This window comes from Burkholderia sp. 3C (assembly GCF_054589155.1).
The window spans coordinates 24,949-35,170 of the sequence record NZ_BAAILN010000061.1 but is presented as its reverse complement, the minus strand read 5'-3'; the positions used below and the strand labels follow the sequence as shown (position 1 = coordinate 35,170).

At 68.5% G+C, this 10,222-nt stretch carries 9 protein-coding genes; 6 read left to right on the top strand and 3 right to left on the bottom strand.

The window, feature by feature from the left end; all coding sequences use genetic code 11:
* Window positions 1-51 precede the first annotated feature (51 nt).
* Window positions 52-879, bottom strand: a complete 828-nt coding sequence (locus tag ACYP33_RS10105; protein WP_459621387.1) for an AraC family transcriptional regulator — start codon at window positions 877-879, stop codon at window positions 52-54.
* 248 nt (window positions 880-1,127) lie between these two features.
* Here ACYP33_RS10105 and ACYP33_RS10100 point away from each other — a divergent pair, with 248 nt between their 5' ends.
* Genes ACYP33_RS10100 through ACYP33_RS10090 form a run of 3 tightly spaced genes read left to right on the top strand, consistent with a single transcriptional unit; the run spans window position 1,128 to window position 5,565 of the window.
* A complete protein-coding gene (locus tag ACYP33_RS10100) occupies window positions 1,128-3,467 on the top strand; it encodes a TonB-dependent hemoglobin/transferrin/lactoferrin family receptor (protein WP_459621385.1) in 2,340 nt (779 codons plus the stop codon).
* Between the two features lie 47 nt (window positions 3,468-3,514).
* Complete coding sequence (locus ACYP33_RS10095) at window positions 3,515-4,636, top strand: hemin-degrading factor (protein WP_459621383.1); 1,122 nt, start codon at window positions 3,515-3,517, stop codon at window positions 4,634-4,636.
* Window positions 4,633-5,565 carry a heme/hemin ABC transporter substrate-binding protein gene (locus ACYP33_RS10090; RefSeq protein ID WP_459621381.1) on the top strand — a complete coding sequence of 311 codons (933 nt, stop codon included), beginning with the start codon at window positions 4,633-4,635 and terminating at the stop codon, window positions 5,563-5,565. The genes ACYP33_RS10095 and ACYP33_RS10090 overlap by 4 nt, the downstream gene beginning before the upstream one ends.
* Window positions 5,566-5,785: 220 nt before the next feature.
* On the opposite strand, the gene ACYP33_RS10085 is transcribed toward ACYP33_RS10090, so the two are convergent.
* On the bottom strand, window positions 5,786-6,874 hold the full coding sequence (locus ACYP33_RS10085) for a diguanylate cyclase domain-containing protein (RefSeq protein ID WP_414450545.1): 1,089 nt from the start codon (window positions 6,872-6,874) through the stop codon (window positions 5,786-5,788).
* A gap of 403 nt (window positions 6,875-7,277) precedes the next feature.
* Window positions 7,278-7,676, bottom strand: coding sequence for a hypothetical protein (locus ACYP33_RS10080; protein WP_459621379.1), 399 nt, complete (start codon window positions 7,674-7,676; stop codon window positions 7,278-7,280).
* Window positions 7,677-8,157: 481 nt separating this feature from the next.
* Between ACYP33_RS10080 and ACYP33_RS10075 the strand changes: the two genes are divergently transcribed.
* The 3 genes from ACYP33_RS10075 to ACYP33_RS10065 all read left to right on the top strand — a co-directional run bounded on the left by ACYP33_RS10075 (window position 8,158) and on the right by ACYP33_RS10065 (window position 10,080).
* A complete protein-coding gene (locus tag ACYP33_RS10075) occupies window positions 8,158-9,561 on the top strand; it encodes an L-lactate MFS transporter (RefSeq protein ID WP_414443642.1) in 1,404 nt (467 codons plus the stop codon).
* A gap of 13 nt (window positions 9,562-9,574) precedes the next feature.
* Window positions 9,575-9,715: an MFS transporter small subunit gene (locus ACYP33_RS10070; protein ID WP_414443643.1), complete on the top strand. Its 141-nt coding sequence runs from the start codon at window positions 9,575-9,577 to the stop codon at window positions 9,713-9,715.
* A gap of 149 nt (window positions 9,716-9,864) precedes the next feature.
* Window positions 9,865-10,080: a hypothetical protein gene (locus ACYP33_RS10065; RefSeq protein WP_414443644.1), complete on the top strand. Its 216-nt coding sequence runs from the start codon at window positions 9,865-9,867 to the stop codon at window positions 10,078-10,080.
* The last annotated feature ends 142 nt before the right edge of the window (window positions 10,081-10,222 follow it).

Below are 10,222 nucleotides of genomic sequence, written 5' to 3'. Positions count from 1 at the left end.
TTGAACGATCGTGGGCGCGTGACGGCGTGAAGATGTGACGCCGCCGCGCGGTCAGCCGCCCGGCCGGGCGGCGCTCATCTGCCGCCAGCGGCCCGGCGTGATGCCGAACGCCTGGGCGAACTGGCGCGTCATGTGGGCCTGATCGGCGAACCCGGCGTCGATGGCGGCGCTCGACAGCGTCTCGCCGGCCATCAGCAGGCGGCGCGCCACGTCGAGCCGGCGCATGGTCAGGTAGCGGTAGGGGCTGGTGCCGTAGAACGTACGGAAATCGTGCGACAGGCTCCAGCGATCGCGCCCGGTGGCCGCTTCCACTTCCTCGAGCCTGAGCGCGCGCGTGCAGTTCTCGCGCAGATAGTCGCGGGCGCGCCGGGCGGCGGCGTAATCGGCCGTGCCGTGCGCGTCGGGCAGGCCGGCCACGGCGGCCAGCGCATGGGCCAGCTCGGCGATCGCGCCGGCCTGTTCGAGCGGATCGAGCGCCTGGCCGACCGATTGCAGCAGCGTGCCGGTGGCGGCCGCCAGCCGCGGGTCGGTCGTCACGCCGCCTTCGACGAACGGCAGCGCACGGCCGCCGAGCACCTCCTGGAACAGCGACGGCTCGACATAGACGATCCGATAACGAAAGCCCTCGTCCGTGCCGGCCTGGCCGTCGTGCGCCTCGTCGGGATGCAGCACCAGCGTGTTGCCGGGCAGGCTGTCGCGGCGGCTGCGCCGGTATTGAAAGCTCTGCACGCCGGCGAGCGTGCGGCCGATCGCATAGGTGTCGTGCCGATGCATGCCGTAGGCCTTGCCCTGAAACCACGCCTCGACGCGCTCGATCCCGTGCGCGGGACTCGCGCGGAGGATCCAGTCTGACGAGGGGGAAGGCGATTTCGGGGGCACGATCGAAGACGTTGCGGAAAGATGGCGCGACGATTGTCGCACGCGCCCGCCCCGTCGGGTGTGTCTGCCCGCGACGCAAGAACCCGACCCGCCAGCCCCAATCCCGCCGAACCGTCACGCCACCCCTCTCATCTCAGTCTTTCAAATGCAAATAGTAATGATTCGCGTTTACGATACAATCGGCCGCACTCGTCGCCCGAGATCCACCGGGCCGCCGATCGAAAAACCACTCATACGGGGAGTAGCAGATGCAGTTCAAACGTCGTTTCGTCCGGATCGTCGTGCCGGCGATGCTCGCGAAGACCTGCGCCGTCGCGATGGCGGACACGCCCGCGACCGAGCGCCCGGCCGTATCGGCGCCGCAACCGGAAGCCGCCAATGGCGCACCGTCGGTGCTGCGCCGCGAGCAGGAACTGAAGGCCGTGTCGGTCACGGCCAACCGCGTGGGGACCACCCGCCTGAATCGCACGGCCGCATCGGTGTCGGTCATCACGAGCGACGATATCGACGACAACAACGCGCGCGACATCAAGGACGCGCTCAAGTACGAGCCGGGCGTCGAGGTGCGCCGCCAGGCGTATCGCCCGTCGGGCATCAGCGGCGCGGCGGGCCGTGGCGGCAACGAAGGCATCAATATTCGCGGGCTCGAGGGCAACCGCGTGCTGATGCTGGAAGACGGCGTGCCGCTGCCGCAGTCGTTCGCGTTCGGCTCGGGCGCGACGGGGCGCGGCGATTACCTGAATACGGACCTGTACGAACGCATCGAAGTGCTGCGCGGGCCAACCTCGGTGCTGTACGGCAGCGACGGCCTGACGGGCGCGGTCAACTTCGTGACGAAAGACCCGAAGGATCTGCTGTCGATCTATGGCAAGCCGACCTATTTCTCGCTGAAGGGCGGCTACGATTCGACCGATCGCAGCTGGGGGTCGACCGCCACCGCCGCGTTCGGCGGCGAGCGCGTGCAGGGCATGCTGGTATTGAGCGGCCGCCACGGCCACGAAACCGACAGCCAGGGCGACACGGGCGGCCTCGGCGCGCAGCGCTCGAAGCCGGACCCGCTGACCTACAACAACCGCAACGCGCTCGGCAAGGTGGTGTTCAAGCTGACCCATGCCGACACGCTGAAGCTCACGGCCGAAACGCTGAACAACACGAACCTGAGCGACGGGCTGTCCCAGTTGGGCGGCGCCTATCGCTGGACCGGCGGCACGCGCAGCTACACGGCGAACCGCTACGTGACGGGCAACGACGTGCAGAGCAACCGCGTGCAGCTCGACTACGATCATCGCGACGAATCGAACCCGTATTTTCAGCAGCTTCATGCTTCGGTGTACTACCGAAATGCGCAGACCCACCAGACGCTCGACATCGGCGGTGTGAGCGCCACGGGTGCGACGGCCAACCGCTCGCGCATCAACGATTACCGCGACAACATCGTCGGCGGCAACGTGGTGGCCGACAGCAAGTTCGTCACCGGCGTGCTCAAGCATCAACTGACCTACGGCTTCGACGTGAGCGTGTCGCACTACAGCACGTCGAGTTCGGCGGCGGGCGAGTGGGTGCCGGGCGGCGACGGCTATCCGGAAGTGTTCCCGAAGACCACCCAGACGACGTTCGGCGCCTACCTGCAGGACGACATGCGCTGGGATCGCCTGAGCATCGTGCCGGGTGTGCGCTTCGACTGGTTCCGCATGACGCCGCACGCCGACGCCACCTACACCACGGCGGCGGCCACCTCGACCAAGCCGACCACCGGCCTGACCGACAACGCCGTCTCGCCGCGCCTCGCGCTGCTCTACGAGATCACGCCGGCGTTCGTGCCGTACGTGCAATACGCACGCGGTTTCCGTGCGCCGTCCGCGTATCAGGTCAACAGCTACTACAACCCGGCCGGCTCCTACGGCCTGTTCTATCAGCAGGTCGGCAACCCGAACCTGAAGCCCGAAACCAGCAACACGTTCGAGCTGGGCATGCGCGGCAAGTTCGGCGCGGGCACGGGCCAGGTCAACTACAGCGTCGCGGGCTTCACGGGCCGCTACAACGATTTCATCGACACCAAGGTGGTGGGCGGCAGCGTCACGTCGGCGAGCAACCCGTACACGGTGCAGTACGTGAACTACTCGCAGGCGTCGATCCACGGCATCGAGGCGAAGGCCGACTGGCTCGTCAACGACAACCTGGAACTGAAGGGCGGCTTCGCCTGGATTCGCGGCACCGAAACCAAGGACGGCGTGACCACCGGGCTCGACACGGTGCCGCCGCTCGCGGTGGTGCTCGGCCTGCGCTACACGGGCGGCGAGCGCTGGTTCGCCGGCGCCGACGTGACCTACAACTCGCGCAAGAGCAAGTCGTCGATGTCGGACCCGACGTTCTATTCGACGCCGTCGTTCACGATCGTCGATCTGCATGCGGGCTACCACTTCACGAAGCACGTCAGCGTGACGGCCGGCATCGACAACCTGTTCGACCGCAAATACTGGATCTGGAACGACGTGCGCGGGCTGAAGGACAGCGACGGCGACGCGAAGATCGCGGCGCTGACGGCTCCGGGACGCAATTTCAACGTCGGCATGAAGATCGATTTCTGATCGGCCGGCATGCACCGAACTCAACCGAACCCAGCGAGGCACATCAGATGACGGCTCCTTCCATCGTTTCTTCCATCGACACGGCGCGCGCTTCGCCAGCGCCGTACACGCAGGACGCCGCCTCGCTGGCCGCGCTGCGCCGCGATTTCACCGCGTTGCGCACCGAGCGCCGGCTTCGCCACCGCGATGCGGCGGCCACGCTCGGCATCAGCGAGGGCGAGGCGTTGGCCGCGTTCGTCGGTGAGCACGTGAGGCGGCTCGATGCGCGGTTTATCGAGTTGTACGAAGCGATGCCGCTGCTCGGCAACGTGATGACGCTCACGCGCAACGAGGCCGCGGTGCACGAGAAGATCGGCGCGTTCGAGAAGATCAGTCACGACGGCCCGGTCGGGCTGGCGCTCGGCAGCGCGATCGACCTGCGGATCTTTTACTCGAAATGGGCCTCGGCGTTCGCGGTGCGCGAGCCGGGCGAGAGCGGCGAACGCCACAGCCTGCAGTTCTTCGATGCGCAGGGCGTGGCGGTCACCAAGCTCTACCTGCGCGCCGACAGCGATCGTGCGGCGTACGACGCGCTCGTCGCGCGTCATGTGGCGAACCCGCAGGTGGCCGGGCTGACGGTGGCCGAGGCACCCGCGCCCGCCGCGCCGCGCGCCGACGGCGAGATCGATGTGGCGGGCTTCCGCGTCGCGTGGGACGCGATGCAGGACACCCATGAATTCTTCGGCATGCTGCGCAAGTTCGGCGTGGGCCGCCTGCAGGCGCTGCGGCTGGCCGGCGGCGAGCGCGCCGCGCCGCTCGCGCACGGCGCGGTGGCCGCGCTGCTCGACGACGTTGCCGCGAGCGGGTTGCCGATCATGGTGTTCGTCGGCAATGCCGGCATGATCCAGATCCATACCGGCCCGGTGCGCAACATCGTGCCGATGGGGCCGTGGCTCAACGTGATGGACCCCGATTTCAACCTGCATTTGCGTACCGATCTGGTCGATAGCGCGTGGCTCGTACGCAAGCCGACCCGAGATGGCGTGGTCACCTCGGTCGAACTGTTCGACGCGCAGGGCGAGACGATCGCGATGCTGTTCGGCGCGCGCAAGCCGGGTGCGCCGGAGCTGGCCGGCTGGCGCGAGGCGGTGGCGCGGCTCGGGCAGGCCCACGACGCGGTGCGGACATGAGCGGCGCGCTGCATGATGCGGGCCGCCGCCGCTGGCTGCGCCACGCGGGCGGGCTGGCGCTCGGCGCGAGCGGTGCGGCTGCGGCGGCCGGCGCGTGGGGCGCCGTGACGGGGCCGGAAGCACCGCAAGACGCGAAGCAGGATGCCGGCGCGCCGGCCGGCCCGCGGCGCGTCGTGGTGATCGGCGGCGCGCTGGCCGAGATCGTCTACGCACTGGGCCGCGCGGATCGCCTGGTCGGCTCGGACACCACCTGCACGTTCCCGGCCCAGGCGCTCACGCTGCCGAAGATCGGCTATCAGCGCGCGCTGTCGGCCGAAAGCCTGCTGGCGCTGCGGCCCGACCTGGTGCTGGCATCGGCCGAGGCAGGGCCGGCCACCGCGCTCGATCAGGTGCGCCGCATCGGCATCGAGATCGACCTGTTCGCCGAGCGGCACGACGTGGCGTCGGTGCGCGAGAAGATTGCCGGCGTGGCGGCCGCGCTCGGCGCGCAGGACGCCGGGCGGGCGCGCCTCGCGCAGTTCGATCGCGACTGGGCGCAGGCCGCGTCGGCGCCGAAGCCGGCGGCGCGGCGCGTGCTGTTCGTGATGGACCCGGCCGGGCGTCAGCCGATGATCGCCGGGCAGCGCACCGCCGCCGACGCGATGCTGCGCTACGCGGGGTTCGCCAATGCGATCGAGGGTGTGGACGGCTACAAGGTGATGAATTCGGAGGCGCTGGTCGCGGCGCAGCCGGACGTGGTGCTGACCACCGACGACACGCTGCGCGCGGCCGGCGGCGCGCAGCGGCTGCTGGCCTCGGCCGGTTTCTCGTTGACGCCGGCCGGGCGCGCGTCGCGCGTGGCATCGCTCGATGCGCTGTTCCTGCTCGGTTTCGGGCCGCGCCTGCCGGAGGCGGTGGTGGCGCTGCGCCGCGCGGTGGCGGCAGCCTGAAGCGGAGAGGCGAGGCAAGCGGTGGCGGTGGCCCGGAATGATCGCCGGGTGACATTCGGCATCACGCAGGAACGCGCCACACGGGCGTCGAAGCCCTCGCTGCAAGCTCGCCCCGCAGCCCCGTGGCGCTCATGATCGCCGGGTGACGCTCGGCATCACGCAGGACCGCGTTCACAAGGGCATCGACGCCCTCGCTTCAAGGCCGCCGCCCCCGTGGCGTTCAATCGCCGGTGGCGATCACCGCGCGATTGCGCCCGTCGCGCTTGGCCTGATAAAGCGCAGCGTCGGCGGCTTCGATCAGCGCCGTGATGCCGCTCAGTTGCGAGGCCACGGTGCAGGCGCCACCAATGCTGACGGTGACGATCCCGCCGTCGGCGCCGCCCGTGTGCGGCACCTTCAGCGCGGCCACTTCGAGGCGGATCTTTTCGGCTACCAGCCGCGCGCCGCTGGCCGGCGTGCCCGGCAGCACCACGGCGAATTCCTCGCCGCCGAAGCGCGCGGCCAGGTCGCCGGGGCGGCTCATGCAGCGTTGCAGCGTCGCGCCGACCTGGCGCAGCACGTCGTCGCCGGCCACGTGGCCGTAGGTGTCGTTGTATTGCTTGAAGCGATCGACGTCGATCATCAGCATCGACAGCTCGTTGCCTTCGCGCAGGCTCTTGCGCCACTCGCCGTCGAGGTAGGCGTCGAGATAACGGCGGTTCGGCAGCGAGGTCAGGCCGTCCGATTGCGACAGCCGCTCCAGCTCGCGATTGGCGGCCAGCAGCTCTTCCTGCGACTGACGCAGCGCACGGTAGGCGGTGTTCAACTGCAGCAGGTTGACGTAGGCGCGCGAGTGGTAGCGGATGCGCGCGACCAGTTCGACACGATCCGGCAGCTTGATCAGGTAGTCGTTCGCGCCGGCCTCGAACGCGGCCTGCTTGATCCGCGGCTCTTCCTTGGCGGACAGCACGATGATCGGCACGTCGCGCAGCTCCGGCGTGCGCCGGTAATGCTGCACCAGCGTCAGGCCGTCCACCTCGGGCATCACCAGGTCCTGCAGGATCAGGGTGGGACGCGTCTGGCGCGCCACGTCCAGCGCCTGCGTGGCGTGCTGGCAGTAGCGCAGCTCGATGCCGGTCTCGCCGGCCAGCGCCTGGCGCACCGCTTCGCGCACGATCGGCTGATCGTCGACCAGCAGCACGATGGCAGTGCCTTCGGCCGACGAGGTCGCCGGGATCGCGCGCCGCGCGGCTTCGAGCGCGGCGTCCGCGCCGGCCGATTCCGGTGGAGCGGGCCGATGGGGCGGCACGCCGGCCGGTTCGAATTCCATGCGAGTTCCTTCCGATTTACGAGATAGGCTGCCGGCAATGCGGCCGGGGTTGCACGGATGCATTGCCGTCTGCGTGCGCCGCGTACGGGCGGGTCCGGGCGCTGCACCGGGTTGGCGGGCCGGTTGTCCGTGGCGGCACGACGCGCGCCGGCACTGGCGCTGTCGTGCTGCGATGGCCCGGGCAAAAACCGCTACCGCTTGGATTGCGCGGGACAAAGGCAGGTTGTCCACAGGCGCGCGTCGCAATTGTTAACCAACCTTACCTATATAAGCAAAGGCTTTTACGGCAGTTCCGCCGCGAATTGTAGGCCCGTTGCGGACGCAGTGCGCATCGGGCGGGGTGCCGCACAGCGGTCGTCCACAGCCGCCTGGGGAAAAGTACTGTGCGCCCGCGCCCGATTCGTCAGACCGCGCAGCGCGCGATGTGGAAGCGCAACGAGGCTTCGTCCGGCTCGCCGTCGCCGCTCGCGGGCGGATAGACGGCGATCGTGGTGCCGGCCGCCGCGTTCTGTTCGAGCGTGATGCGCCAGTCCTCGTCGGTCGAACGGGGGCCGACCAGCATCGTCGAGACGCGGCCCTGCCGTTCGACGCGCGAGCGCGACATCCGGCTCGACAGGCAGCGCTCGATCTGCGGGGCCTGCAGGCCGGACGACACGTAGATCATCGCGCCCGGCGGCGCGCCCACCGCGGCGGCCTGGGATTGGGCGAGCGGACGCGGCCCGCTGCTGCTGCCGCAGCCGGCCAGCGACAGCGTCGCGCCGGCGAGCAGCGCGCACGCCGCCATCTTGTTCGGTACTTTCATCGATTCGATCGTTCTCTCAAGCGGGGGAAGTCGGAGTATCGCCGGCCGATGGCACGCGCGGGCGCCGGCCGGCGATGTCGAGGCAGGCTAACAAGCGTGACGGGGCATGGGTGTTAAAAATTGTTTTTCGCGGCCGTCTCGCGTACGATGCGCGGCTTTTGTCGGCTGGCCGTAAGCTCCTGCGAGCGGCCCGGAGCGACGGCGGGGCCGGTGCGGCAAGGCAAGGCGGGCGGCGGCGGGGAACGCGGCGGCGCGTCTTGACGAATTGTTCACATCTTTTACGTCTTGGCATTCCCTTATGCGTACTTATCTCATATTGCGCATGTGTTTCGTCGTGCCTATCGTTCGGTGTGGCAGAGCCGGATTCGGGGAAAATCATTCTGGACAACAGATTATATGAACCGGCGGTTCCTATGCCGCGATGGCTCCGGCGCGTGTTCAGCGCAGGCCACAACAAGATTTGCAACGGAGACAAGTCATCATGAGCAGTGTGATTGAGCCGGCTGGCCGCACGGGTGCCCCGTCGTTCATGTCGAAGGAGGCGACCATCGCTCGCCCCGGATTTTCGCGATGGATGGTGCCGCCCGCGGCACTCGCGGTCCACCTCTGTATCGGGCAGGCGTACGCCTTTTCCGTGTTCAACGGGCCGCTCACCAAGGTGATCGGCATCACGGCATCGGGGCCGGGCGACTGGACGCTGACCACCCTCGGCTGGATCTTCTCGCTGGCGATCGTGTTCCTCGGCCTGTCGGCGGCCTTCGCCGGCAAGTGGCTCGAACGCGTCGGCCCGCGCCGCACCATGCTGACGGCGGCCTGCTGCTTCGGCGGCGGCTTCATCGTCTCGGCGATCGGCGTGTGGACCCACCAGATCTGGATGCTGTACCTCGGCTACGGCGTGATCGGCGGGATCGGCCTGGGCCTCGGCTACGTGTCGCCGGTGTCGACGCTGATCCGCTGGTTCCCGGACCGCCGCGGCATGGCGACCGGCATGGCGATCATGGGCTTCGGCGGCGGCGCGATGATCGCCGCGCCGCTGTCGGTGGCGCTGATGAACCACTTCAAGAGCGCAACGAGCATCGGCGTGGCCGAAACGTTCGTGGTGCTTGGCATCGCGTACTTCATCTCGATGACGATCGGCGCCTTCGCGATCCGCATCCCGCCGGCAGGCTGGAAGCCGGCCGGCTGGGAGCCGCCCGCGCAGTCGACCAACAAGATGATCACCACGCGTCACGTCCACATCGACCAGGCCCTGAAGACGCCGCAGTTCTACCTGATCTGGCTGGTGCTGTTCCTGAACGTGACGGCCGGCATCGGCATTCTCGGCCAGGCCTCGGTGATGATCCAGGAAAGCTTCAAGGACACCGTGACGGCCGCGGCTGCCGCCGGCTTCGTCGGCCTGCTGTCGCTGTTCAACATGGGCGGGCGGTTCGTGTGGGCGTCGGCGTCCGACTGGGTCGGCCGCAAGAACACCTACTTCATCTTCTTCGTGCTCGGCGCGGTGCTGTACTACTGCGTGCCGCGTTTCGCGGCGAGCGGCAACATCGCCCTGTTCGTGCTGGCGTATGGCGTGATCCTGTCGATGTACGGCGGCGGCTTCTCGACCGTGCCGGCCTACCTGGCCGACATGTTCGGCACGGCGTTCGTGGGCGGCATCCACGGCCGCCTGCTGACGGCCTGGGCCGCGGCCGGCGTGGCCGGCCCGGTGCTGGTCAACTACATCCGCGCGTACCAGGTGGGCCATGGCGTCGCCAAGGCCGACGCCTACACGATGACGGTGCACCTGATGGCGATCCTGCTGATCGTCGGCTTCTTCTGCAACCTGCTCGTGCGCCGCGTCGCCGATCACCACTACATGACCGACGCGCAGCTCGCGGGCGGCAAATAACGGAAGACCCACGATGACCGATCTCTCGACCCGCAACGACGCCGCGCATGCCACCAACAAGGGGCTGCTCGTGGTGTTCTGGCTGTACGTGCTGGTGCCGCTCGTGTGGGGCGTCGTCAACACGCTGGCGCAGGCGATGAAGCTGTTCCACTGACGCCTGCATGAACGGAAACGACGGCTGCCGAATCAGGGTTTTCGACAGTCAACGCGGCGTGCCGCGCGCACGTTGAACAGACAGCGACGGCGAGGTTTCGGATGCGATCCGCGCCGTTCGTTTCCATTCATTCACGCAGGGGTAGAACCATGAAGAAGCTTCTCGTTTCGCTGGCCGCCGCCACGCTCGCCTTCGGTTCGGCATCGGTGTTCGCGCAGGACGCATCGGCCCCGGCGGCTGCACCGGCCAAGCACGACAAGAGCAAGCCGAAGCACACGCTGAAGAAGCACGGCAGCGCGAAGGGCAAGGCGAAGGCCGCTGCCGCTTCGAGCGCCGGCACCAACGACAAGGGCGCGCAGCAGTAAGCGCTCGCGCCGCGCGTGCAGCGCGGCGGTGGTTCTTCTCACAGGCAGTCCCGTCCGTTCGCGCGGCCGGGACTGTTTCATTTTCGGCGCCGGCAAGGATCGCGCGGCTGTGCTTTACTTCGACGCTCCAGCCACCAAGGAG